This is a genomic window from Streptomyces sp. NPDC104381 (assembly GCF_055583745.1).
The window spans coordinates 140,437-163,678 of the sequence record NZ_JBVJNK010000011.1 but is presented as its reverse complement, the minus strand read 5'-3'; the positions used below and the strand labels follow the sequence as shown (position 1 = coordinate 163,678).

Here is a 23,242-nt window from a genome sequence, read left to right as displayed (position 1 = left end):
GAAACGTTTCCACAAGGAGGTGGGGCGATGGCCACGATCAAAGACGTCGCCGCCAGGGCAGGGGTGGCGCTCGGAACCGCGTCACGGGTACTGAGCGGCAGCAGTCAGACCTCCGCCGACTCCCGGGCCCGGGTGCTGGCCGCCGCCACCGAGCTCGGATACGTCGCCCACGGGCCGGCCCGGTCCCTGCGGCGGGCTCGGACCGATGTGCTGGGGCTGCTGGTCTCGGACATCCGCAACCCGTTCTTCTCCGAGCTGGCTCACGCGGCCGAGCAGGAGGCCCGCCGGCACGGTTTCACCGTGCTGCTGGCCAACGCCAACGAGGACGCCGACCAGGCCGATGCCTACCTGCGGACCTTCGCCGGCCAGCGTGTCGACGGCTTGCTGTTCTCGCCCCAGGACAACATCTCGCCGCAGCTCGCCACCACACTCGCCTCGGGGAAGCCGCTGGTCTTCCTCAACCGGACGGTCGAGGGCGTCGACGCACCGCTGTACGGCACGGACAACGCTCAGGGCGTGCAGCAGGTGCTTTCCTGGCTCGAACACCGGGGCCACCGGGACGTCGCGTTCATCGGCGGACCGCCCACCATTTCCACCGGCGCGGAGCGTCATGCGGCCTACGTCGCCGGCCGGGCCGCCCACGGCATCAGCACCGACGACCGGCTGCTCGACGCCGGTGACTTCCTGGCCGGCGGTGCCGCCCAGGCCATGGGCCGTGTCATCGACCGCGGTGTGCCGTTCACCGCCGTGTTCGGCGCGAACGGCCAGACCACCCTGGGCGCGGTGCGCGCGCTGCGGGAACGGCTCGGCGCGGAGCAGGCATCCCGCATCGAGGTCGTCTCCTTCGACGACCTCGACTGGTTCGAGTTCGCCTCACCGCCCATCAGCGCGGTCCGTAACGACGCCTCGGAGATCGGCCGGCTCGGCGTGCGCGGACTCATCGACCTCCTCGCCGGCCGCCAGGCAGCAGGCCGGCGCGTCGCGACCACCTTCACCGACCGCGCGGTGGGAGGCCGCGGTTGAGTACCCGCCCGGTGAGCGCCGATGCGTCCCGGCCGGCGAGAGACAGTACGCCCTGCTCGAAAGGAACAAACCATGAAGGTCGCCCTCGGCGCGGATCACGCCGGTTTCCCACTGAAGGACGCCGTGCGCGAGGCCATCGAGACCCTCGGACATGAGGTGATCGACTGCGGCACCCACAGCGGTGACCCCGTCGACTTCCCCGACATCACCCGCTCGACCTGTGAGGCGGTGCTCGGCGGATCGGCCGATCGTGCGGTGCTCGTCTGCGGCACGGGACAGGGCGCCGTCATGGCGGCCAACAAGCTGCCCGGCATCCGCTGCGGTCTCGCCCATGAGCCGTACTCCGCCCACCAGGCCGTCGAACACGACGACGCCAACGCCATAGCGGTGGGGGCGTGGCTGGTGCCGCACGCACTCGTGCCCGACATCATGCGCGAGTTCCTCGACGCCGTGTTCGACGACGACGAGGAGACCCGCCGCCGGGTCGCCAAGCTCAACGCGCTCGACGACCTGACACCGTCCCTCTGACCCTCACCGCCCGGCCCCTCGCACGGACGGACCGTCTGTCGCACTGAACGACACCGAACGCCCGGCCCCGCACGGCCTCGCCAGGCGTCTCTTCGTCATGCCCGCATCCCCAAGCCAACGGCAGACCCGGTCCTGCCCGGCGGCCGAATCCTTCTCACGGCTTCGCCGCCCGGCACCCGGCCGGCGCCCGATCAAGGAGACCCCGCATGTCCACCAGCGCAACCGCCGGACGGCGAAGCGTGCTCGGCTCGAAGGACCGCGTCAAGACCGCGGTCGCCGCGGCCCTGGGCACCAGCGTGGAGAACTACGACTTCATCGCCTACGGCACAGCCTCCGCGCTCTACTTCGGCGCGGTCTTCTTCCCCGAGAGCGACCGGTTCGTCGGGACCCTTCTCTCCTTCGCCACCCTGGCCGTCGGATTCGTCATGCGTCCCCTGGGAGGCGCCGTCGGCGGCTACTTCGCCGACAAATTCGGACGCAAGCCCGTCCTCGTCACAGCGATGATCGTCATGGGCGCCGCCACCTTCCTCATCGGCCTGCTGCCGACCTTCGACCAGATCGGGGTGCTCGCCCCGGTCCTGCTCGTGATCATCCGGATGGTGCAGGGCCTGGCGTTCGGCGCCGAATGGGGCGGCGCGATCACCATGGCCTACGAACACGCGCCCTGGCACCGCCGGGGCATGTTCGCGGCGATCCCGCAGTCCGGCAACCCTCTGGGAATCGCCCTGGCCAGCGGCGTGTTCGCCTTCAGCGCCACACTGGAAGGCAGCTGGCAGTGGAGGACCCCGTTCCTGCTCAGTGCCGTCCTGGTCGTCGTCGCACTGATCGTCCGCTCCCGTCTGTCGGAGTCCCCCGAGTTCCAGGAAGCCCGGGCCACCGGCAAGACCGAGAAGAACCCCCTGCTGGCGACCCTCGCCGGCGACTGGCGGGGCATCCTGCGGGTCATCGCCCTGCGCGTCGTGGAGTCCTTCGCCTACTACTCCACCGCGACCTACCTGCTCAACTACATCACCGACCGCCATCCCGATCTCCGGCCCGTCGCCCTCGGAGCCATTACCGCGGCGAGCATCCTCGCCATCGCCGTGACCTTCCTGGCCGGCGCTCTCACCGACCGCATCGGACGCCGCCCCATCTACATAGCGGCCTGCACCATGGCGATCCTGTTCGCCTTCCCGATGTACCTGCTCACCAACTCGGCGCGGCCCGCCCTCGTGGTCACCGTGTTCATCATCGGAATCGGTCTCATCCACGCCTCCCTCACGGGAACCCAAGGGGCCTTGCTCACCGAGCAGTTCCGCACCGCGACCCGCACCTCGGGCGCCTCCTTGGGCTACCAGATCGCCGCGGCCATCGGCGGCTTCGCACCGTTGCTCGCCGCCGCGCTGGTGGGAGCCTTCGGCTGGCCGGGCGCGGCACTGCTCTACCTCGGTGCGGCCCTGATCGGCCTTGCCGGCATCCTCCTGACGCGGGAGACCTGGGGTCGCAGCGAGCGGGAGCGCGTATCGCGGCTGGTGGCCGAGGAGAAGGCCGGTCATGCGGCGTCGCCGGCAGCGGCGCCCCTGCCCGCTTCGTCCGACTCCCGCTGAAGGCCCACTCGCCCCGCGCCCGGTGCGCCCCGCACCCGCTACCACCGCCACGTCCCGGGCCCGGGATGCACGGTCCCGGACGGCGGCACCACTACGCCGGGGTGGCGTCCTGTTCAGGGCCCTGTACGAACGTGGGGCGGTGAGTGTCCTCACCGCCCCGCTGCCGTGCTCGCTCGTCCCTCCCCGCGGTACGCAGGCGCCGCCCGTTGCCCGGCCGTCAGCCGAAGATGTCCAGGAGGTCCAGCCAGGAGCCCGCGTCCTCGCCGCGACGGGGCCGCACGGGAAGCGGGTCCGGATAGGTCTCCCTCGCTGCCCTCGCGCGGACGATGTCGGGCCCGCCGCACGCCGCGACCGCGAAGGCGCCGAAAACCTTGGCGAACGCGGCCGGGTCGCGGAACTCCACGCCGAACGCCCGGCCGTCCCGCAGCGGCACCCACACCACCCGGTCGACCCGTGCCCATTCCTGCACCGGCCGGTCGTCCGCGGTTGACCGCCCCTCCAGCCACAAGCGCGCCACGTGGAGCAGGTTGACCTTCTCCATCGACAACCGCTTGCGCCGCACACGCAATTCACGCGTCGTCAGCTCGACCCGCTGGTCCTTCTTCGGGTACCAGACGACGCCGATCCCGAACGGCACCCACAGCAGGATCCCGATCATCGGCCAGACCAAGGCATCGGCGAACGACCGGAGCAGCCCGTCCAGCAGGTACAGGACCCCGAAGACCAGGACCCACTTCGCCGTCATCCGCCAGAACCCGGTGCCCTGCCGGTACAGGACCCTTCGTTTCCCCGTCATGCCCGCACGCTACCCGCCGCCCCGCGGCGGGCCGCAGGCACCCCTTTTCTTCGCGGCACCCGAACCGCCGCCCCGGGGCGCCGTCCACGCGCTCGTACGGTGTCGTGCGCGCTCACAACGGTTTCGTGTGCGCTCGTACGGTGTCCCACACGCTCGTACGGTGTCCCGTGCGAGTCACCGCTCGCCCGCGAGGTCGACTTCCTCCCGCTGCACCGGCGGCACCACGTCCGCCACCTCCGCACGACGCCACGCGGGCGCGACGGGGGCGGACACCGCACGCCACCACGCCTCCGAGGGCAGTTCCCCGGCAGGCTCGAACGGCTCACCCGCGCGGGGCAACGCCACCGGCTGTCCCGCCTCGTCGGCCACGTCCTTCATCCACTCCCCCGGCTCCGCCCACGGGTGCGGGGCCAGGTTGAAGGTGCCCCAGTGGATGGGCAGCAGGGCACCGTGCGGCCGGCCGCCCTGGAGATCCAGGTGCGCACGCAGGCCCTCGGCCGGCGTCATGTGGATGTCGGGCCAGTACTCCGAGTAGGCGCCGACCTGGATCATCGTCACGTCGAAGGGGCCGTGCTCGGCACCGATGTCCCGGAAGCCGGAGAAGTAGCCGGTGTCCCCGCTGTGGTAGACCCGGTGCTCCGGGCCCGCGACGGCCCACGACGCCCAGAGCGTGTGCTGCTGGTTGCGGATGCCTCGCCCGCAGAAATGGCGCGCCGGGGTGGCGGTCAGGCTGATGCCCGCGATCCGGGCGGTCTCGTTCCAGTCGAGCTCGTGGATGCGGTCGAGGGGTACGCCCCACCGCTCCAGGTGGGCGCCGACACCGAGCGGCACCGCGAAGACCGTGTCCGTGCCCGCCAGCGCCTTGATCGTGGGCAGATCGAGGTGGTCGTAGTGGTCGTGGGAGATCACGACGGCGTCCACGGGCCCGAGCGAGGCGAGCGGCAGCGGGACGGGGTGCAGCCGCTTGGGCCCGGCGAAGGCGAAGGGCGAGCAGCGCTCACCCCAGACCGGGTCGAACAGCACCCGGCGGCCGTCGATCTCGACGAGCACGCTGGAGTGGCCGAGCCAGGTCACCCGCAGGCCCGTGGCGGGCGGCGTGGCGAGATCGGCGAGGGTCGTGGCGTGGACGGGCACGGTGCCGAGCGGGGACCTGCGGGCCCGCTCCTCCTTCTGGAAATACACCTTGGCGAACTCGATCATGGAGCCGGACGGCCTGGTCCGCGCCCCCTCCGGGTTCTGGAACACCCCGTCGGCGAAATTGGGCGAGCGGCGGATCCGCTCCATCCGTGCCCCCGTCGGGTCCGCCCCGAAGGCGTCGGGGCGCAGCGAGCGGAGTCTGGTACGGAGCGAAGGCTGGTGGTCGGCGCCGGTCACAACATCTCCTGAGGGAGTCGGTGTCGTCTCATTATGGTCTGAGGCAGGACGGAGCGAGAGCTGGGCGGCGGACGGAGCAAGCCCGCCCGCCGCAGACGTGTCGCGAGGGGTGCCGCGTCAGGCCCGCGGCTGGCCGTACACATGCTCGATCCGCAGGGTCAGGACGACCCGCTGGTCCTGGACCATCGCCCGGCGGTAGTCGTCCCAGTCCGGGTGCTCTCCCTGGACGTCGCGGTAGAGGGTGATCAACTGCTCCACCACCTCGTCGTGCGGGTCGGCGGCGGGCGGGGTCAGCTCGGCGGTGGCGTCGGCGACGGTCCAGGCCCAGCGGTCGTCACTGGTCACGTGGTAGCCGGCCCTCGGGTCCCGGCGGAGGTTGCGGGTCTTGGCCCGGCCCTCCGTGATGGAGACGCGGATCACCCCTTCCTCCGGGTAATAGGCGTGGTTCACGTTGGACAGCTGGGGCCTGCCGTCCCGCTTGAGCGTGACCAGCACCCCGCCGTCGTACTCCCCGAAGAGTCGTAGCAGCGCTTCGCGCGCGGGTTCCGTCATGCCGACTCCAACGTCCGTACCCTCCGCAGGATTCCGCATTCGGCCGACGACTCGGTGCGTAGGGGAGTCGCGTCGGGGGTTCGTCGGGGGTTCGCCGGGGGGGCATCAGGGGGTTCTGCACGCGTTGACAGCCGTCCACCGCCCTCCTGATACTGACTCGCTGTTCAGTAGATCCTCCCCCCGACGATCCAGGAGCCGCCTTGTGCCGTCCCTCTCCCCCGCCCCGCTGGTGTCCCTGACCTGGACCGATCACATCACCGGCACGGAGGGGTATCTCGTCGTCGACCGACTGGTGCGCGGGGTGTCGAGCGGGGGTCTGCGGATGCGGCAGGGCTGCACCCTGGCGGAGGTGGCGGGGCTGGCGAAGGGCATGACCCTGAAGGAGGCGCTGCACTTCGACCCCGCAGACTCACGGGCGCGGTACATCCCGCTGGGCGGCGCCAAGGGCGGCATCGACTGCGACCCGCGCGATCCGGCCGCCTACGGGGTGCTCGTCCGCTTCCTGCGGGCGGTGCGCCCGTACGTGGAGAGCGTCTGGACGACGGGCGAGGACCTCGGGCTGAGCCAGGACCTCGTCGACCGGGCCGCCGCCGAGGCCGGGCTTCTCTCCACGGTCCAGGCGGTCTACCCCCTGCTGGACGACGAGACGGACGCCCGGCGCCGGCTCTCGGACGCCTTCGCCGTCACGGTGGACGGGATCGGTCTCGACGAGCTCGTCGGCGGCTGCGGGGTCGCGGAGTGCGCGCTCGCCGCTCTCGACCGGGCGGGTATCGCACACGGCGAGGCACGGGTCTCCCTCCAGGGGCTGGGCACCATGGGCGGGGCGACGGCACGGTTCCTGTCCCGGGCCGGGCTGGCGGTCGTCGCGGTCGCCGACGTCAAGGGCACGATCGCGAATCCCTCCGGCCTGGACGTCGAGGCGCTGCTGGCCGCCCGGGACGCGCACGGGACGGTGGACCGGGGAGCGCTGCGCGACGGGGACCAGGAGCTGCCGTCCGACGCCTGGCTGGCCGCCGACGCGGACGTGCTGGTCCCGGCCGCCGTGTCCTATGCCGTGGACGCCGTGAACCAGGCGTCCATCACGGCCCGTTGGGTGGTCGAGGCAGCGAACATGCCGGTGCTCCCGGAAGCGGAGTCACTGCTCGCCGGGCGCGGAGTCACCGTGCTGCCCGATGTGGTCGTCAACTCCGGTACGAACGCGTGGTGGTGGTGGACGCTGTTCGGGGACATCGGGCCGGACGCGGACGAGGCGTTCGGTCACACCCGGCGTTCGATGCGAGCCCTGATGGAGCGCGTCCTGGAGCGGTCGGCAACGGACGGCTGCACACCGCGGGCTGCCGCACACGGGCTCGCCGCGGACCGTCTGCCGGTGATGGCGGAGCGGTTCGGCTGGTACCGGTAGCCATCTCCGGGAGGCGGGGCCGGATGCCGGGACCAGGGTGTTGGTTAGGGTGACGGCGTGGCAAGAGTACGGCTGAGTGTGGCGGAGCGGCGTGAGGAGCTCCTGCGCGCTACCGTCGAGCAGATCGAGGTCCGGGGCGTGTCCGCGGTCCGGATCGCCGATGTGGCCGCCGTTCTCGGGGTGAGCAACGCGCTGGTGCTCTACCACTTCTCGTCCAAGGAGAAGTTGGTGGCCGCCGCGTTCGCCTATGCGGCGGAGGCCGATCTCGCCCATCTGCGCAAGCTGTTGAACCGGCGCACCAGCGCGGTCCGGCGGCTGCGGTCCGCCGTCCGCTGGTACGCGCCGACCGGCCAGGCCAAGGGCTGGCGGCTGTGGATCGAGGGCTGGGCGTCCTCCTTGCGTGATCCGGTGCTGCGGGAGGTGGCCGGGGATCTCGACCAGCAGTGGAAGTCGGAGCTGGCCGAGGTGATCGAGGAGGGCGCCGCGGCGGGTGAGTTCCACTGCGAGGACCCGATGTCCGTGGCCTGGCGGCTGACGGCTCTCCTGGACGGGCTCGCCGTCCAGATGACGTCGTACGCGGGTCCGCTCTCCCGGGCCACGATGCTGCAGTGGACCGAGGAGGCGCTCGCCCGCGAACTCGGCATCGCCCACGAGGCCCTGACCGCCTGAGGCCGGTCCCGTGGGCCGAAGGAGGGGCAGGGCGCCAGATCAGACGGGCCCGGGAGCTCCGGACCGGCCGAGCACAGGCGGTCCCCGCGTCCGTCAGGTCTGGCGCACCGGGGCGTAGACCTCCCCGTCGAGACCGAAGGTCCAGGCGACGCCCTCCTTCGCGGTACGGGTCCGCGGCGGCACCCGAAGCCAGTAGGTGCGGTACGTTCCGTCCGGCTCGGGGGTGGAGTTGACGACTTCGACCATCACCACGTCCTCGTCGCCCTCCATCGCGATGCGCCACAGGATCCCGGTCTCGTCCCGGTGCACCGGCTCCGCGCCGGATTCCGAGAGGTAGCGGTCGTAGCCGTAGTACTCCAGCATCACGCGGCGCAGCTCCGCGTTCTCCTCGTCCCGTATCCGCTCCGGGGTCAGGCTCGCCAGGCCGTCGAGGAACTCTGCCGGTACGGGCATTCCGCGCCAGGCGTACAGCGCGAAGCCGTCCGGGTAGGACAGGGCGGGTCCGTCGCCCCGGTCGAGCCGCCCCGCCTCGTCGCGGTGGAGCTCCTCGGGGCGCTCGCTGATCACGACGGCGTGCTCGTAGGGCCACCACCATCCGGCGTTCCTCGCGACCTCCGCCAGTCCGGTCAGCCGGTCGCCTCGGCCGTCGAAAGCCGCGAGCCAGGCCGCGTCGTGCTGGCCGAGGACCGCGTCGAGCAGCAGAAGACGGACGTCGGACTCGTCCTCGGGCCGCGTGGTGAGCCCGGCGACGATCCCTGTCCGTATCCGCTCGGCCAGTGCGGCCGTGGTCTCCCACAGCTGGGCCCCGGTCGCGGACCAGAGGGCGGACCAGCCGGCCGGGCCCAGTTCGTCGTACATCCGGCGCCGTTCCTCCGCCCAGGGACGGGTCCGGACCTCCTCGCGCACCGAACGTCCCGCGCCGGCCAGCTTCTCCACCACCTCGACCGCCGCCCTGGGTGAGTCCGCCCAGATGATGCGCTCGGGCTCGGCGAGTCCCGCTCGGCGGTAGGCGAGCCGCACCCCGTCCTCGGCGGCGCCTCGGTCGGCCCTGCCCGTCGCCGCCGCCACGGCCCGCCACGCGTTCACGTACTGCATCGGTATTCCCCGTCCCCTGTTCCTGTTGTCTGACCGCACATCACCGGATCACCGCACACCGCGTGGGCGTCAGTCCGCGACGATCCGGACCGCCCCCGGGGCGTACTCGCGCTGACGCACGACGCGGAACCAGCCCTTCGGCAGGGCTATCGCGGCGTGCTCCTCGTGGACCACGCGGCCGCCCTCGGGGAGATGGAGCAGCATCGGGCCGAACGGCCCGGCCTCCCTCATCAGGCGGCCGGGCCCCTGCACCGCGTGCGCGTGGCCGGTGACCTCACCGAGTGCCAGAACCAACCGCCCCCGCCCGTCGCGCGGTTCGCCCGGTGCGTCGAGGAAGTGCGCGGGCACCGCCGACTCCTCCAGCGCCACCATCAGTACGTCGCCCTGCCGGTACACAGACGTCTCCCCTCCGCCCCGGCACCCGCTGTGCCGGTCACAGGTAAAACGCTACGAGAGGGGTCTGACATCGGCGGCCGGCCCGGGCTCCCCGGCCGTGCGAGGTGTCAGCCGGTGAGGGTGAGAGCGAGCCCGATGAGCCCGAACATCAGGCCGCAGGGCAGCACGACGCCCACGACGGCCCGGAAGAACGAAGCGCCGAGGCGCGACGGTTGGGCGAGACCGAGGTCCAGCGTCCGGGCCCCGGTCACCGCCCGCACCTCGTTACGGCGTGCCGCGGCCTTGCCGGCCGCGCCACGCAGGCGACGGCCGGCCGGGTGGTTGTGGGGCCGGTCACGCCGTTGTCAGTGGCGCTTGATAAACCTTGCGGACATCAGTCGTCCCCAGTTTCAGGAGATCGGTGCCATGTCCGACGCGGACCGTCTGCACGAGTTGCTCGGCCTCCCGGCCGTCGATTTCCAGCGCGATACCGAGGGGGCGGACCGTCCCCCGGCCGGCGCTGCGGCCTGGCGCGTCAGCGTCGAGCCGTACGAGGAGGACGGCACGTGGGAGGAGGAGTTCACCGCCTTCCTCGAAGCCGTCGATCCGTCAGGCGTCGAGGCCCTGATCATCGGCCAGTGGGGCGAGTCGTACGAGGAGAACTCCTCCTATCCCATCGGGCTCGTCGTGGCCGCGGCCGGCCGGCTGACCTCGCTCAAGGCCGTCTTCGTCGGGGACCTGGTGCAGGAGGAGGCCGAGATCTCGTGGATCGAGCAGTCGGACGTCACCGCGCTGCTCACCGCCTTCCCCGCCCTGACGCATCTCGGTGTACGCGGCGGTACGGACCTGGAGTTCCCGCCGGTCAAGCACGGGTCCCTGCGGGGGCTCGTCATCGAGAGCGGTGGCCTGCCCGCGGCGGCGCTGCGCGGAGTGCTCGACAGCGAGCTGCCGGCCCTGGAGCACCTGGACCTCTGGCTCGGCGTCTCCGCGTACGGGGGCGACGTGGTCGTCCCGGATCTGGCGCCGCTGCTGAGTGGCAGCCGCTTCCCCCGGCTCCACCATCTGGGCCTGCGCAACAGCGAGTTGCAGAACGAGATAGCGGCGGCGGTCGGCTCGGCGCCGGTCGTCGCGCAGCTCCGCACCCTCGACCTGTCCAACGGCACACTCGGCGACGAGGGTGCGGCGGCCCTGCTGGAAGGGCAGCCCCTCACCCATCTCACCTCGCTCGACCTGCACCACCACTTCCTGACCGCGCCGATGGAGCGCCGTGTCAAGGAGGCACTGGAGCCGCACGGTGTGTCGGTGGATCTGTCCGACCGCTGCGAGCCGTGGGACGACCAGGGCCCCGAGGGCCGCTACACCGCGGTCGCGGAGTGAGGATGCGATGACCGGCACCGAGGGGACGCCGCGCCTGGCCGTCGTCGGCATTCCCGCCAACCGCAGGGTCGGCCTCTTCCAGGACGCCGTGCGCGCCGCGGGGCTGCCCGCAGCGCGCACGATCTCCTGGCTGGAGGTGCTCCGGGGAGAGGCGGTCTTCCTTCCGGGGGAGACGGTGCGCGTCGATTCGCCCGGCGAGGACGCCGTGGTGGACCGGATGCTGCGCGGGGGCGACGATCCGGCCAGGGTCGAGGGTTCGGCCCGCTGGTACGCACGGTTCACCGCGGCCGCGCGGGAGGTGGGGCGGGCCGCGGCGGGCGCGGGTGCGGTCCTGCTGGACGACCCCGAGGACATCGCGGTGCTGTTCGACAAGCGGCTCTGCCACGGTGTGCTCGATGCCGCCGGGGTGTCCGTTCCGGACTCCCCCACGTCGGGCCCCGGCGCGGCACCGGTACGGGGATGGGCGGATCTGCGCCGCCTGATGGCGGACCACCGCATGCCCAGAGTGTTCGTGAAGCCCGCGCACGGCTCCTCCGCCTCGGGCGTGATGGCCCTGGAGACGGCGGGCCCCGGGAGGATCCGGGCGACCACGTCCGTGGAGCGGGACGAGCGGGGCCGGCTGTTCAACTCGCTGCGCGTGCGCCGCTGTACGACGGAGCGGGAGGTGGCGGCCCTCGTCGACGCCCTGGCCCCGGACGGCCTGCACATCGAGCGCTGGCTGCCCAAGGCGTCCCAGCGGGGGCGGGTCGCCGACCTCAGGGTCGTGGTGGTCGCGGGAAGGGCGACCCATGCCGTCGTACGGACCAGCCGGTCCCCCATGACCAATCTTCACCTGGGCGGCACGCGCGGTGATCTGCACGAGGTGCGGGCCGCCGTGGCGGCGGCGGGCGGAAGCTGGGATGCCGCCCTGGCCGAGTGCGAGCGGGCGGCCGCCTGCTTCCCGGGCACGCTGTGCGTGGGCGTCGACCTGCTGCCCGCGACCGGCTGGCGGCGCTTCGCCGTGGGCGAGGTGAACGCCTTCGGCGACCTCTTGCCGCGTCTGACCGGCCTGCCGGGCAGCGGCGCGGAGGGCCTGGACACCTACGGCGCGCAGGTCGCAGCCGTACGGGCCGCCTCGGCGCACAGCCACGCGGCCTCCTGGGACAAGCACGGGGCCCACCGTCACGCGGCCTCCTGGGACAAGTACGCGGCACACTGCCACGCGACCTCCTCGGACAAGCACGGGGCCCCCGGCCACCCGGCCCCGGCACATGACCCCGCGACACCACCGCACGACCACGCCGCCCGCTCGCACGACCACCGGCCGGGTGGCCGTTCCCGGGGATCGGGTCCGGCGAGCGACGACCGGACAAGGAACGACCGTGTCACCCATGCCCCCTGAAAACATGTCCCACCGCGCTCCGCTGCCGAACCCCGACATGAACGCGATCGTGGGAAGCCACGACCTGCTGCTCGTCACCCTGGACACCCTGCGGTTCGACGTGGCCGAGGAGTTGGCCGCGGCCGGACGCATCCCGAATCTCGCCCGGCATCTGCCCGGTGGCGTCTGGGAGAAGCGGCATGCGCCCGGGAGCTTCACGTACGCCTCCCATCAGGCGATCTTCGCCGGCTTTCTGCCGACGCCCGCCGCTCCCGGTCCTCACCCCAGGCTGTTCGCCGCCCGGTTCGCGGGCAGCGAGTCCACCGCGGACGGCACCTTCGTCCATGACGCCCCCGACCTCCTGTCCGGCCTCGCCGCCGTGGGCTATCGCACGGTGTGCGTCGGCGGTGTGGGGTTCTTCAACCGGCGTCCGCCGCTCGGCTCGGTCCTGCCCGGCATGTTCCAGGAGAGCCACTGGGAGCCGGAGTTCGGTGTGGCGTCGCCGACGTCCTTCGAGTCGCAGGTCGCGCGCGCCGAGCAGGTGGTCGCGGAACTTCCCGAGGACCAGCGGCTGTTCCTCTTCGTCAACGTCTCGGCGCTGCACCAGCCCAACTGGTTCCATCTGCCGGGCGCCACCGCCGAAGCGGGTGACACCAGAGCCACGCACGCCGCGGCCCTGGAGTACGCGGACCGGCACATCGGGCGTCTCTTCACCGCGGCGAGCAGCCGACGCAGGTGTTTCGCCATCGTCTGCTCCGATCACGGCACGGCGTACGGCGACGACGGCTACACCGGCCACCGGATCGGACACGAGGCCGTGTGGACCGTCCCCTATGCCCACTTCTTCCTCGAACCGGGGGCAACTCGATGACCGGGACCACGCACAGCGGCAGCCCGTATCGCAGCTACGTCTACGCCTACCCGCACAAGACGGCCTACCGTCCGCTCGACGCCCATCCCGTGGGGCGGCCGGCGCTGCGCGAGCTCTGGGCGACGGAGCGCAAGGACGCGCTCTCCCTCTACCTCCACATACCGTTCTGCGAGGTCCGCTGCGGCTTCTGCAATCTGTTCACCCGGATCGGCGCCCCGGAGGAGCTGACGACCCGGTACCTCGACGCGCTCGACCGGCAGGCCACCGCCGTCCGCGACGCGCTGGGCGACGACGGTCCGGTGCGCTTCGCCGCCGCCGCGTTCGGGGGCGGAACGCCCACCTTCCTCACCGCCGGGGAGCTGGAACGCCTCTGCGACATCGCGGAGAAGCGGATGGGGGCCGACCTGAGGGCGGTACCGCTGTCGGTCGAGACCTCGCCGTCGACGGCGACGGCGGACCGGCTGGCTGTCCTGGCCGACCGCGGTACGACCCGGATCAGCATCGGCGTACAGAGCTTCGTCGACGCCGAGGCCCGCGCCGCCGTCCGCCCGCAGCACCGCTCCGACGTGGAAGCGGCCCTCGGCCGCATCCGCGAGGCGCGTGTCCCGGTCCTCAACATCGACCTGATCTACGGCATCGAGGGCCAGACCGGCGCGAGCTGGCGCACCTCGCTGGACGCCGCCCTGGCCTGGCACCCGGAAGAGCTGTACCTCTACCCCCTGTACGTGCGCCCGCTGACCGGTCTCGGGCGCCAGGGCACCGCCTCGGAAGCACCGGAGGGGCCGGACACCGCCTGGGACGAACAGCGGCTGCGGCTGTACCGCGCGGGCCGCGACCACCTGCTGGCCCACGGCTACGAGCAGGTGTCGATGCGGATGTTCCGCCGCCGGGACGCCCCGCACGCGGGCCCCGACGACTACGCGTGCCAGACCGACGGCATGATCGGGCTCGGCTGCGGGGCACGCTCGTACACCTCCTCCCTGCACTACTCCTTCGACTACGCGGTGGAGATGCGTGAGATCCGGGGCATCATCGACCGCTTCACCACGACCGGGGACTTCTCCCGGGCGGAGGTCGGCCGGTACGTCGACGAGGGCGAGGCACGCCGGCGCCATCTCCTGCAGTCACTCCTCCAGGCCCAGGGGATGCGGCCCGCCGAGTACCGGGAGCGCTTCGGCACCGATCCTTACGATGACTTCCCCGCCGAGCTGGAGCTCTTCTCCGCGCGCGGCTGGCTGGACGGCTCGGCGGGCCCCGGCCTGCTGCGTCTCTCCCCCGAGGGCCTGGCCCATTCGGACGCCCTGGGACCCGAGTTGTTCTCCCCGGCGGTGCGGGCCGCGATGGCCGCGTACGAGGCGAAGTGAACGGGCCGATGAGCGACACGTCCGCCGCTCCCCTGGACCTGACGATCCTCTACCGGGGTCCGCTGGCCTCGTGCGACTACGACTGCCCCTACTGCCCGTTCGCCAAGCGGCGGGACACCGGGGAGCAGCTCCGGTCCGACCGTGCCGCCCTGGAGCGGTTCACCGCGTGGGCCGCGGCGCAGACCGGCGACCGGCTGTCGGTCCTGTTCACCCCGTGGGGCGAGGGCCTCGTGCGGTCCTGGTACCGGAAGGCGCTCGTCGAGCTGTCGCGGCTGGAGCACATCGGCCGGGTCGCCATCCAGACCAACCTCAGCGGCCGTACGAGCTGGCTCGCGGAGGCGGACCGGGAGAAGGTCGCCCTGTGGTGCACGTACCACCCGGGCCAGACGCCGTACGAGCGTTTCCTCGGGCGGTGCCGGGAGCTCACCGATCTCGGGGTGCGCCACAGCGTCGGGATCGTGGGGCTCGACGAACACCTGGAGGAGGCGCGACGGCTGCGCTCGGCGCTGCCGCCCGAGGTGTATCTCTGGGTCAACGCCGCCGAGGGGCACACCTATACGGACGAGCAGGCGGACCTCTGGACGGCCCTGGACCCGCTGTTCCCCTACAGCAGGCACCCGCACCGCTCGGCGGGGATGCCCTGCCGGACGGGTGAGTCGGTCGTCTCGGTGGACGGCGACGGGACGGTGCGCCGCTGTCACTTCGTCCGGTCCGAACTGGGCAATCTCTACGACGGCAGCTACCGCGGCGCGCTCGGCCCGCGCGGCTGCCCGCTCGCGGTGTGCGACTGCCACATCGGCTATGTGCACCTGGAGACGCTGCCGTTGTACGACGTCTTCGCGGGCGGCGTGCTGGAGCGGATACCCGCCCGCCCGCTGCGGGACGCCGCCCATCCGGCACCGACACCCGCCGGTCCGATGCCGCTGCCCGCGCCGGACGGGCCCGTGTCCGCGGGCCCTGCCCGGCGTCAGCTGCCCCTGGCCCGCCCCTGACGGCGGGTCACCGGCCGGACGGTCAGAGCGGCAGCAGGTCGGGGCGCTTGGCCTCGACGTGGTCCCCGGAGGACTCCCCGCGCAGTCGGCGGCCGATCCACGGGACGAGGTATTCACGCGCCCACTGGATGTCGTCGCGCCGGACCTCGAGCGCCCCACGCTGTACCTGCGGGGGCCACACCTGGTCGGGGTCGGCGGGCACATCGAGGCCGAGGACCTGGGCGGCGCGCAGCGCGACGCGGGTGTGACCCTCCGCCGAGAGGTGCAGCCGGTCGTTGTCCCAGGCCCGCCGGTCCTGCACGGAGCGCAGGGACCACAGGTCCAGCACCGGGCAGTCGTAGCGGTCGGCGATGGACCGGACGTGCGCGGTGTACATGGCGATCTTGCCGCGCAGATGCTTGAGCACGGGGATGCCACGGGTGTCGAAGCCGGTGGTGACCATGACGGTGCCCACCGCCTGCGTCAGATCGGCGACGGCCCGCTCGAAGCGTTCCGCCACGTCGTCCGGGTCGGAACCGGGACGGAGGATGTCGTTGCCGCCCGCGCAGAAGCTCACCAGATCAGGTGCCAGCTCCTTGGCGCGCGGGACCTGTTCCTCGACTATCTGGTCGAGGAGTCGTCCGCGTACGGCGAGATTGGCGTACCGGAAATTCCCGTGCGTGTCGTCGACGGGGCCGACCACCGCATCGGGGACCGGGAGCTGGTCGGCCAGGAGGACCGCGAACCGGTCGGCCCAGCCGACGAGCGTCCCTCCGGGGCCGGGGTCTCCGACGCCCTCGGTGAAGCTGTCGCCAATCGCTGCGTACGACCCGATGATGCCGCGTGTTCTGTTTCTCGAATCGTCTGCCACAAGTGCTTATCCTGCACCTTCGATTGTGACCTACGCGACCGTAATAAGGGGTTGACGGGTGGTGAGAAAGACCACCCGGTCAGTTTTTGGTAAAGCCGGAATAAGGAGAGGGGCGGTGCGCCGCTGCGCACCGCCCCTCTCCTTCGGCCCGGGGTGACACCCTCGGGCGGTGGGTCTCAGATGGAGACGCCGTGCGATCGCAGGTAGGCGATCGGGTCGACGTCGGAGCCGTAGCTCGGGCCGGTCCGGACCTCGAAGTGGAGGTGCGGGCCGGTGGAGTTGCCGGTGGTGCCGGAGAGGCCGATCTGCTGGCCGCCGGTGACGGTCTGGCCGGCCGAGACCTCGAGCGAGGACAGGTGCGCGTACTGGGAGTACATGCCGTCGCTGTGCTGGATGACGACCTCGTTGCCGTACGAGCCGCTCCAGCCGGCGGAGACCACGGTGCCCGGGCCTATGGAGCGGACGCTGGTGCCGGAGGCCGCCTGGAAGTCGGAGCCGGTGTGGTAGCCGCTGGACCAGCTGGCGCCCGAGGCTCGGTACTGGGTGGTGACGTTGGGGTTCTCGACCGGGGCGGCCCAGCCGGAGCTGTCGCTCTCCGACGCACCGGAGTCGGCGGTCTCGGCGGCCGGGGCGGCCGTCTTCTCGGCGGGGGCAGCCGTCTTCTCGGCCGGGGCGGCCTTCTTCGCCGCCGACGGGGCGGACTTGGAGGGGGTGGCCTCGGCGGAACCGGACGCCTTGGCGCCCAGGGTCAGCTTCATGCCCGGCAGGATCAGGCTCGGGTTCTCGCCGACGACGTCACGGTTGTCCTTGTACAGCTTCTGCCAGCCGCCCTTGACCTTCTTCTCGGCCGCGATCTTGGCGAGGTAGTCGCCGGAGACCACGGAGTAGGTCTTGGGGGTGCTCTTCGCGGCGGAGGCGGGAGCGCTGTGCGCGGCGGCGGACGTGGCGGCCGGCGCGGACTGCTCGGCCGCGTGGGCTCCGGTCGCGCCGATCAGCGGGAGGGCGAGGACGGCGCCGCCGGTCCCTGCGGCAAGGACGCCTCGGGAGATCGGGCCGGTCTTCGTACGACGGTGCTTGCCTTTTGCGGGCATGGGGATATTTCCTCTCCGGCGCCTGCGAGGTGAGCTGTCGGGTTCGGACTGGAGATGCCCGGCCGCGCGGTGCGCGACTTGACCCCTAGCCGTGCCGGATCCCTCCGGCCGGCGGCTTACCTGGTTCCCCCGCTCCTGCCACGCGTGAGTCGGTGCGGATTCCGGGCGGCGGCAGGATTAGGCGTTCCGTCCGGATTGACCGTGACCGTAAGCGAGCCGGGACGCCGTGAACAAGCCGTCGATTCCGAACCGGAATCCACGCTTCAATTCCGGCGCGGAATTCCCGTCACACTCCGTGGATTACCGATCTTGGCTTTCCGCACGGCGTCAGGAATACCCCGCGGGATCTTCACCACGCACCGTCACGGATATGATCCCGCTCACCCGGCTCACACCATCTCCCGTACAAGCGGGGCATGTTCTGCTAAATGCACCAATACGGACATGATGTGAACGTCGACCCTCAGGGGAGGCCGGGGTCACGGCCACCGAGACGGTTGCCTGATGCAGCCATGTCGTATCGTCGCGGGCGTGCCCCCGTCGGCGAGCGGCGCCGACGCCCGACACTCCAGGAGCCCTTGTGACGCAGCTGCCAGAGGTCCCGCCGGTCGGCCCCGAGCCGACGGACGTCGACCTGACCGGTGTCCGCAACTTCCGTGATGTCGGCGGGCTTCCGACCGTCGACGGCGGCACCGTGCGGTACGGGCGCCTCTACCGCAGCGGCCACCTCGCCCATGCCACCGAGTCCGACGCGACCTTCCTCGCGGGGCTCGGGCTGCACACGATCTTCGACTTCCGCAACGCCGCCGACCACAAGCTCGACGGCCTCGACGTGGAGCTGCCCGGCGTCCGGAATGTCAGCATTCCTCTCTCCGACCCGGCGGACGGCGCGGAGTTCTGGCGGCTCGTGCGCGACGGGAACATCCAGCAGCTGCGCTCGATCCTGGCCGACGGCAAGGGGACGGACCGGATGGTCGCCTCGTACCGTTCGATCATCAAGGACCGCACCGCCGAGCACAGCCGCGTGCTGCACGCGCTGGCGGAGGACAGCGTGCCGGCGCTGATGCACTGCGCGGCGGGCAAGGACAGGGCCGGCCTCTCGGTCGCGGTCTCGCTGCTCGCGGTCGGGGTACGGGTGGAGGCCATCGAGGCCGACTACCTCAAGTCGAACGACGCGCACCGCCGCTACAAGGTGCGCCGCAGTGACACCTCGGCGGTGGGAATGTCCGAGGAGGTGATGGAACTGCTCAATCCGCTCTTCGGCGCCCGCGCCGAATACCTCGCCGCGGCATTCGAGACCATCGACGAGATCTGGGGCGGCACGGACCGCTATCTCCGCGAGGGACTGAAGATCAGCGACGAGACCCGCGCGCGGCTGCGTGAGCGCCTCGTCGAGGGCGCCTGACGCAGCAGGCGGCCGCAAGGCGCCTCTCCCTGCGCGACGGGGGCCCGTCGAGGAGGCGTGAGGCCGGACGGTCAGCCTTTGCCGGCCACGGTGAAGAGCAGGAAGAGGAAGCCCGCGACGACGTGACCGGCCACCAGGTAGGCGAAGAGCCGGATCACGACGCCGCGGGGCATCCGCCGCTCCTGCGTGTCCGCACTCCTGGGCTTGCGCGGGGTGAGCGGGTCGTAGTGCTCCGAATCGGACATGACAGTCCTCTCTTCCGGCCGCTCGGGCCGGGGTGGCGAAGGGCGCGCGACCGGGCGGGTGCGCGGTCGGACGGGCGGCGTGTCAGGTGGGTGCGCGTAGCTGCGTGGGCGGTGCCGGCCTGGGGGGCGCCGGTGTCGGGGTCAGAGCCGGTGCGTCCCGCCGCCCAGGCACAGCTCGGCGGCCGGGCTCTGCAGCAGCGTGTGCACGAAGAGCAGGCGCGCCCCGCCGGAGTCGGGCGCGGCGATCCGGTGCGGGGTGAGCGAGTCGAAGTGTGCGCTGTCCCCGGGGCCGAGGTCGTGCACCGTCTCGCCGAGCACGACCCGGAGCCTGCCGTCGAGGACGTACAGCCACTCCTCCCCGGGGTGGACGCGCACCAGGTCGCTCTCGGCGCCGTGGGGGACACGGACGTGCAGCGCCTGCATGGCACGCCCCGGCCCGCCGGCCTGGCGGTAGAGCCAGCCGCCCGCTTCGGTGCCGCGTGGCGCGCCGTCGGGCGTCCCGCCGCGGACGATCGCGTCACGTTCGGGCGGTATCTCGCCCAGGAGCTCGGAGACGGTCGTACCGTAGACCCGGGCGAGGCCGAGCAGCATCGGCAGCGAGGGCTGCCTCCGGCCCGTTTCGAGCCGGGAGAGGTGGGCCGGGGAGAGCCCTGCCCGGCCGGCCGCGCCCTCCAGGGTGAGGCCGCGGTTGCGGCGCAGGTCGCGTAGGCGTGGCGCGATCCCCGGGAGCTCGTCGGCCACCCCTCCGTCAGGAGGATTCATGTCTCCATTGGGCCAGGAACTTTCCTCTGAGGCAAATATTTTGCCTCAGAGGTAAAATCAACGGTTGGCCACCGCCTGCTTCACCAGGGTCCTGCCGAAGTCCCACATCAGCCCGCCCCCGCTGTGCGCGTCGTCCATGACGGCGGTGAAGGCGGTGACGAAGCGGTCGACCTCCGGCTCCCCGATGACCAGCGGGGGGATCAGCTTGATCACCTCGAGGTGATCGCCGGAGACCTGGGTGAGGATCCGGTGCTTCTGCAGCAGCGGCACCACCACCATCTGCGCGAAGAGCCCCTTGCGGGCGGCCTGCAGCATCGTCCAGCGGCTGCGGAGCTTGAGGGAGGACGGCCGGCCGAACTCGATGCCGATCATCAGACCCCGGCCGCGCACCTCGTGCAGCAGCTCGTAGCGGCCGACGAGCGCGGCGAGGCGCTCGCGCAGCAGATCACCGGTGCGACGGGCGTTCGCGACGATCTCCTCCTGCTCCATGACGGCGAGGACGGCGAGCCCCGCGGCCATCGCCTGGGCGTTGGACCCGAAGCTCGCGGAGTGGACGAGGACCCGGTCCATCGAGGAGTAGACGCGCTTGAAGATCCAGTCCTTGCCGAGCGTCGCGCCGACCGGGACGTATCCGCCGGAGAGCGCCTTGGCGACACAGAGCAGATCGGGTTCGACACCCTCCTCGTGCTGGTACGCGTAGAAGTCACCGGTCCTGCCCAGCCCGGTCTGCACCTCGTCGGCGATGAGCACGGCCTTGTGCCGGTGCAGCAGCTCCTGCGCCTCCCGCAGGAAGCCGGGCGGAGAGGCGTGGACGCCCTTGCCCTGGATCGGCTCCACGACCAGCCCGGCCACATCCCCGCGCTTCAGCTCGCGGCGCAGCGCGTCGAGGTCGCCGAGCGGGACGGCGGTGTCGGGCAGCAGGGGCGCGAACCCGTCGCGGAAGCCCTTCTCACCGTTGACGGAGAGGGAGCCGGTGGTCAGCCCGTGGAAGGCGTGGTCGCAGTAGAGGATCCGGGGCTTGCCGGTGGCGTACCGGGCGAACTTCAGCGCGGTCTCGACCGCCTCCGTGCCGCTGTTGCCGAAGAACACCCGGTCGAGGTGCGGGCTGTGCGCCAGCAGCCTCTCGGCCAGCAGCCCGGGCAGCGGCTGGCAGTCGAAGCGGGTGAGGTCGGCGAGCGAGGCGTCCAGGACGTCGTGGAGCGCCTTGCGTACGACGGGGTGGTGCCGGCCGAGCCCCATCACGCCGAAGCCGGCGAGCATGTCGAGGTAGTCGTTGCCCTCCTCGTCCCAGAAGTGGGCACCCTCGGCCCGCTCGTACACCTTGTCGAAACCGAGGGTGTGGAGCATCCTCGGCAGCTGGTGGTTGAGGTGCCGGGTGTGCAGCTCGTACCGTTCGGCGCCGCGTTCCGCGAGGAGCCGCCCTAGGTCGAAGCCCGGCCGTTCGTCCTTCATGCCCCGTTCCCCTTCGGCGTGTTCCGCTCTTCCGCCGCCGTGCGGCGCTCCAGCGCCGCGCTGATGCTTCCGGCGATCTCCACCGGTGTGAGCCCGATCTCGGCCAGCACCTCGCCGCGCCCGGCGTGCGCGAGGAACTGCTCGGGGATGCCGTACGTCCGCAGCGGTACGTCGACACCGGCGTCCCGCAGTGCCTGCCCGACCGCCCAGCCGACCCCGCCGGACCTGCTGTTGTCCTCGACGACCGCCGTCAGCCGGTGGCGCGAGGCGAGCGCGGGCAGCTGGTCGTCGACCGGCTTGACCCAGCGCGGGTCGACGACCGTGCAGCGGATCCCGGATCCGGCCAGCAGGTCGGCTGCCTGAAGACAGACCGGGGCGAGCGCTCCGACGGCGACCAGCAGGACGTCGGGGTCCGGGTCCCGGTGCAGGACGTCCATCCCGCCGATCCGCCCCACGGCCGCGACGGGCTCCCCCACCGACTCCTTGGGGAAGCGGACCACCGTCGGCGCGTCGTCGACCTCGACGGCCTCGCGCAGCTCCTCACGCAGCCGCTCGGCGTCGCGCGGGGCGGCGATGCGGAGCCCCGGGACGACCTGGAGCAGGGACATGTCCCACATGCCGTTGTGCGAGGGGCCGTCGGACCCGGTGACGCCGGCCCGGTCCAGCACGAAGGTCACTCCGCACCTGTGCAGGGCGACGTCCATCAGCAGCTGGTCGAACGCCCGGTTGAGGAACGTCGCGTAGACGGCGACGACCGGATGCAGTCCTCCGGTGGCCAGCCCCGCCGCCGAGGCCGCCGCGTGCTGCTCGGCGATCCCGACGTCCCAGATCCGGTCCGGGAACTCCTCGGCGAACCGGGTCAGCCCGACCGGGTGCAGCATCGCCGCGGTGAGGGCGACGACGTCCGGGCGTTCGGCGCCGATCTCCGCGATCTCGTCGGCGAAGACGGAGGTCCAGGACGGCGCGGCGGGCAGGACGAGCGGCTCGCAGGTCAGCGGGTCCATCCTGCCGACGGTGTGGAAGCGGTCGGCGTCGTCGGCGAGGGCGGCCGGAAAGCCCCGGCCCTTCTCGGTGATGCAGTGCACCAGTACCGGGCCGTGGAAGCGCTTGGCCCGCTGCAGTGCGGCCTCGACGGCCTCGGTGTCGTGTCCGTCGACGGGGCCGACGTACTTGAGTCCCAGGTCCTCGAACATGCCCTGGGGGGCGAAGGTGTCCTTGAACCCCTTCTTCGCGCCGTGCAGGGACCCGTACAGCGGCTGTCCGATGACCGGTGTCTGCTGGAGCAGGCCCTTGCCCCAGGACAGGAAGCGCTCGTAGCCGTCGGTGGTGCGGAGGGTGGCGAGGTGGTTGGCGAGCCCGCCGATGGTCGGGGCGTACGAGCGCTCGTTGTCGTTCACCACGATGATCAGCGGGCGGTCCCCGGCGGCGGCGATGTTGTTCAGTGCCTCCCAGGCCATTCCGCCGGTGAGGGCTCCGTCGCCGATGACCGCCACGACATGGCGTGCGCGCTCCAGCACCTCGTCGGCCTTCGCGAGGCCGTCGGCCCAGCCGAGCACGGTGGAGGCGTGGGAGTTCTCGATGACGTCGTGCTCGGACTCCTCGCGGGACGGGTAGCCGGAGAGTCCGCCCTTGCCGCGCAGCTTGGAGAAGTCCTGACGACCCGTCAGCAGCTTGTGCACGTAGCTCTGGTGTCCGGTGTCCCACAGGATGCGGTCCACGGGTGAGTCGAAGACCCGGTGCAGGGCGATGGTGAGTTCGACCACGCCGAGGTTGGGGCCGAGGTGACCGCCCGTCCTCGCCACCGCCCGGATGAGGAACGCCCTGATCTCCTCGGCGAGTTCGCCGAGCTCCGGTCGGCTCAGTGCCTTGAGATCCTGCGGCCCCTTGATGGATTCCAGCATCGTCATGCCCGGGCCCCTCTCTCTGCTTCTGTTATCGGCTCACGGCCACTGCGGGGATCCCGCCGGGTGTCCCCGCCGGCCCGGCCCCGGATGCGCCGCGAGGGGCGACGCACCGCGAAGGCCGGGCCGGCGGCCCGGGGAGACCCGGTGCGACCGGCTCTCCCCGGCTCAT

Annotated in this window: 22 protein-coding genes, 1 pseudogene and 1 riboswitch; of the genes and pseudogenes, 11 read left to right on the top strand and 12 right to left on the bottom strand. The window is 71.8% G+C overall.

The annotated features are described in order from the left end of the window. The first annotated feature begins 27 nt into the window (after positions 1–27). The 3 genes from ACZ607_RS32260 to ACZ607_RS32250 all read left to right on the top strand — a co-directional run bounded on the left by ACZ607_RS32260 (position 28) and on the right by ACZ607_RS32250 (position 3,137). Positions 28–1,023 carry a LacI family DNA-binding transcriptional regulator gene (locus tag ACZ607_RS32260; RefSeq protein WP_469740813.1) on the top strand — a complete coding sequence of 332 codons (996 nt, stop codon included), beginning with the start codon at positions 28–30 and terminating at the stop codon, positions 1,021–1,023. A gap of 72 nt (positions 1,024–1,095) precedes the next feature. Then, a complete protein-coding gene (locus tag ACZ607_RS32255; protein ID WP_469740809.1) occupies positions 1,096–1,551 on the top strand; it encodes an RpiB/LacA/LacB family sugar-phosphate isomerase in 456 nt (151 codons plus the stop codon). Between the two features lie 206 nt (positions 1,552–1,757). Continuing rightward, the gene (locus tag ACZ607_RS32250; RefSeq protein ID WP_469740805.1) at positions 1,758–3,137 is read left to right on the top strand and encodes an MFS transporter; all 1,380 of its coding nucleotides are present in this window, start codon (positions 1,758–1,760) and stop codon (positions 3,135–3,137) included. Between the two features lie 217 nt (positions 3,138–3,354). Here ACZ607_RS32250 and ACZ607_RS32245 read toward each other — a convergent pair whose 3' ends face one another. From ACZ607_RS32245 to ACZ607_RS32235, 3 genes are all read right to left on the bottom strand, one after another. Then, positions 3,355–3,933, bottom strand: a complete 579-nt coding sequence (locus tag ACZ607_RS32245) for a hypothetical protein (RefSeq protein WP_469740802.1) — start codon at positions 3,931–3,933, stop codon at positions 3,355–3,357. A gap of 174 nt (positions 3,934–4,107) precedes the next feature. Then, a complete protein-coding gene (locus ACZ607_RS32240; protein WP_469740799.1) occupies positions 4,108–5,307 on the bottom strand; it encodes an MBL fold metallo-hydrolase in 1,200 nt (399 codons plus the stop codon). Between the two features lie 117 nt (positions 5,308–5,424). Next, on the bottom strand, positions 5,425–5,859 hold the full coding sequence (locus ACZ607_RS32235) for a PPOX class F420-dependent oxidoreductase (RefSeq protein WP_469740796.1): 435 nt from the start codon (positions 5,857–5,859) through the stop codon (positions 5,425–5,427). A 202-nt stretch (positions 5,860–6,061) separates the two neighbouring features. On the opposite strand from ACZ607_RS32235, the gene ACZ607_RS32230 reads away from it, so the two are divergent. Both ACZ607_RS32230 and ACZ607_RS32225 read left to right on the top strand, forming a co-directional pair. After that, on the top strand, positions 6,062–7,261 hold the full coding sequence (locus tag ACZ607_RS32230; RefSeq protein WP_469740794.1) for a glutamate dehydrogenase: 1,200 nt from the start codon (positions 6,062–6,064) through the stop codon (positions 7,259–7,261). 57 nt (positions 7,262–7,318) lie between these two features. After that, complete coding sequence (locus ACZ607_RS32225) at positions 7,319–7,930, top strand: TetR/AcrR family transcriptional regulator (protein ID WP_469740791.1); 612 nt, start codon at positions 7,319–7,321, stop codon at positions 7,928–7,930. Between the two features lie 93 nt (positions 7,931–8,023). Here the strand turns inward: ACZ607_RS32225 and ACZ607_RS32220 are convergent, their stop codons facing one another. From ACZ607_RS32220 to ACZ607_RS32210, 3 genes are all read right to left on the bottom strand, one after another. Beyond that, a complete protein-coding gene (locus ACZ607_RS32220) occupies positions 8,024–9,025 on the bottom strand; it encodes a DUF6745 domain-containing protein (RefSeq protein ID WP_469740789.1) in 1,002 nt (333 codons plus the stop codon). A gap of 69 nt (positions 9,026–9,094) precedes the next feature. After that, positions 9,095–9,421 (bottom strand): hypothetical protein, encoded by a 327-nt coding sequence (locus tag ACZ607_RS32215; RefSeq protein WP_469740787.1) that lies wholly within the window; start codon positions 9,419–9,421, stop codon positions 9,095–9,097. Positions 9,422–9,528: 107 nt separating this feature from the next. Then, complete coding sequence (locus ACZ607_RS32210) at positions 9,529–9,672, bottom strand: hypothetical protein (RefSeq protein WP_469740785.1); 144 nt, start codon at positions 9,670–9,672, stop codon at positions 9,529–9,531. Positions 9,673–9,826: 154 nt separating this feature from the next. Between ACZ607_RS32210 and ACZ607_RS32205 the strand changes: the two genes are divergently transcribed. From ACZ607_RS32205 to ACZ607_RS32185, 5 genes and pseudogenes are all read left to right on the top strand, one after another. Further along, positions 9,827–10,777 (top strand): STM4015 family protein, encoded by a 951-nt coding sequence (locus ACZ607_RS32205; RefSeq protein ID WP_469740784.1) that lies wholly within the window; start codon positions 9,827–9,829, stop codon positions 10,775–10,777. Positions 10,778–10,784: 7 nt separating this feature from the next. Continuing rightward, positions 10,785–11,882 (top strand): annotated as a pseudogene (locus ACZ607_RS32200) (STM4014 family protein); the annotation flags it as partial. 313 nt (positions 11,883–12,195) lie between these two features. Next, positions 12,196–13,008, top strand: a complete 813-nt coding sequence (locus ACZ607_RS32195; RefSeq protein ID WP_469741033.1) for an STM4013/SEN3800 family hydrolase — start codon at positions 12,196–12,198, stop codon at positions 13,006–13,008. Beyond that, positions 13,005–14,372 carry an STM4012 family radical SAM protein gene (locus tag ACZ607_RS32190; protein ID WP_469740782.1) on the top strand — a complete coding sequence of 456 codons (1,368 nt, stop codon included), beginning with the start codon at positions 13,005–13,007 and terminating at the stop codon, positions 14,370–14,372. Before ACZ607_RS32195 ends, ACZ607_RS32190 begins: the two co-directional genes overlap by 4 nt. 32 nt (positions 14,373–14,404) lie before the next feature. Next, positions 14,405–15,364, top strand: coding sequence for an STM4011 family radical SAM protein (locus tag ACZ607_RS32185; RefSeq protein ID WP_469741030.1), 960 nt, complete (start codon positions 14,405–14,407; stop codon positions 15,362–15,364). Positions 15,365–15,386: 22 nt separating this feature from the next. Here the strand turns inward: ACZ607_RS32185 and ACZ607_RS32180 are convergent, their stop codons facing one another. Next, a complete protein-coding gene (locus ACZ607_RS32180; protein ID WP_469740780.1) occupies positions 15,387–16,214 on the bottom strand; it encodes an SGNH/GDSL hydrolase family protein in 828 nt (275 codons plus the stop codon). A 176-nt stretch (positions 16,215–16,390) separates the two neighbouring features. Further along, positions 16,391–17,305, bottom strand: a complete 915-nt coding sequence (locus tag ACZ607_RS32175; protein WP_469740778.1) for a M23 family metallopeptidase — start codon at positions 17,303–17,305, stop codon at positions 16,391–16,393. Positions 17,306–17,309: 4 nt separating this feature from the next. Continuing rightward, positions 17,310–17,470, bottom strand: a riboswitch (cyclic di-AMP (ydaO/yuaA leader). 415 nt (positions 17,471–17,885) lie between these two features. On the opposite strand from ACZ607_RS32175, the gene ACZ607_RS32170 reads away from it, so the two are divergent. Then, positions 17,886–18,710, top strand: a complete 825-nt coding sequence (locus ACZ607_RS32170) for a tyrosine-protein phosphatase (RefSeq protein WP_469740775.1) — start codon at positions 17,886–17,888, stop codon at positions 18,708–18,710. 71 nt (positions 18,711–18,781) lie between these two features. Here the strand turns inward: ACZ607_RS32170 and ACZ607_RS32165 are convergent, their stop codons facing one another. The 4 genes from ACZ607_RS32165 to dxs all read right to left on the bottom strand — a co-directional run bounded on the left by ACZ607_RS32165 (position 18,782) and on the right by dxs (position 23,076). Beyond that, complete coding sequence (locus tag ACZ607_RS32165; protein WP_469740773.1) at positions 18,782–18,955, bottom strand: DUF6126 family protein; 174 nt, start codon at positions 18,953–18,955, stop codon at positions 18,782–18,784. 141 nt (positions 18,956–19,096) lie between these two features. After that, the gene (locus ACZ607_RS32160) at positions 19,097–19,717 is read right to left on the bottom strand and encodes a helix-turn-helix domain-containing protein (RefSeq protein WP_469740771.1); all 621 of its coding nucleotides are present in this window, start codon (positions 19,715–19,717) and stop codon (positions 19,097–19,099) included. Positions 19,718–19,774: 57 nt separating this feature from the next. Then, positions 19,775–21,169 carry an aspartate aminotransferase family protein gene (locus ACZ607_RS32155; RefSeq protein ID WP_469740768.1) on the bottom strand — a complete coding sequence of 465 codons (1,395 nt, stop codon included), beginning with the start codon at positions 21,167–21,169 and terminating at the stop codon, positions 19,775–19,777. Next, positions 21,166–23,076, bottom strand: coding sequence for a 1-deoxy-D-xylulose-5-phosphate synthase (dxs, locus tag ACZ607_RS32150; RefSeq protein ID WP_469740766.1), 1,911 nt, complete (start codon positions 23,074–23,076; stop codon positions 21,166–21,168). The genes ACZ607_RS32155 and dxs overlap by 4 nt, the downstream gene beginning before the upstream one ends. Between the last annotated feature and the right edge of the window lie 166 nt (positions 23,077–23,242).

Excerpts from the sequence above, each read along its gene's own strand:
- ACZ607_RS32260 (WP_469740813.1), top strand. The coding sequence starts at position 28 with ATGGCCACGATCAAAGACGTCGCCGCCAGGGCAGGGGTGGCGCTCGGA.
- ACZ607_RS32255 (WP_469740809.1), top strand. The coding sequence starts at position 1,096 with ATGAAGGTCGCCCTCGGCGCGGATCACGCCGGTTTCCCACTGAAGGAC.
- ACZ607_RS32250 (WP_469740805.1), top strand. The coding sequence starts at position 1,758 with ATGTCCACCAGCGCAACCGCCGGACGGCGAAGCGTGCTCGGCTCGAAG.
- ACZ607_RS32245 (WP_469740802.1), bottom strand. The coding sequence starts at position 3,933 with ATGACGGGGAAACGAAGGGTCCTGTACCGGCAGGGCACCGGGTTCTGG.
- ACZ607_RS32235 (WP_469740796.1), bottom strand. The coding sequence starts at position 5,859 with ATGACGGAACCCGCGCGCGAAGCGCTGCTACGACTCTTCGGGGAGTAC.
- ACZ607_RS32220 (WP_469740789.1), bottom strand. The coding sequence starts at position 9,025 with ATGCAGTACGTGAACGCGTGGCGGGCCGTGGCGGCGGCGACGGGCAGG.
- ACZ607_RS32205 (WP_469740784.1), top strand. The coding sequence starts at position 9,827 with ATGTCCGACGCGGACCGTCTGCACGAGTTGCTCGGCCTCCCGGCCGTC.
- ACZ607_RS32195 (WP_469741033.1), top strand. The coding sequence starts at position 12,196 with ATGAACGCGATCGTGGGAAGCCACGACCTGCTGCTCGTCACCCTGGAC.
- ACZ607_RS32190 (WP_469740782.1), top strand. The coding sequence starts at position 13,005 with ATGACCGGGACCACGCACAGCGGCAGCCCGTATCGCAGCTACGTCTAC.
- ACZ607_RS32175 (WP_469740778.1), bottom strand. The coding sequence starts at position 17,305 with ATGCCCGCAAAAGGCAAGCACCGTCGTACGAAGACCGGCCCGATCTCC.
- ACZ607_RS32165 (WP_469740773.1), bottom strand. The coding sequence starts at position 18,955 with ATGTCCGATTCGGAGCACTACGACCCGCTCACCCCGCGCAAGCCCAGG.
- ACZ607_RS32160 (WP_469740771.1), bottom strand. The coding sequence starts at position 19,717 with ATGAATCCTCCTGACGGAGGGGTGGCCGACGAGCTCCCGGGGATCGCG.
- ACZ607_RS32155 (WP_469740768.1), bottom strand. The coding sequence starts at position 21,169 with ATGAAGGACGAACGGCCGGGCTTCGACCTAGGGCGGCTCCTCGCGGAA.
- dxs (WP_469740766.1), bottom strand. The coding sequence starts at position 23,076 with ATGACGATGCTGGAATCCATCAAGGGGCCGCAGGATCTCAAGGCACTG.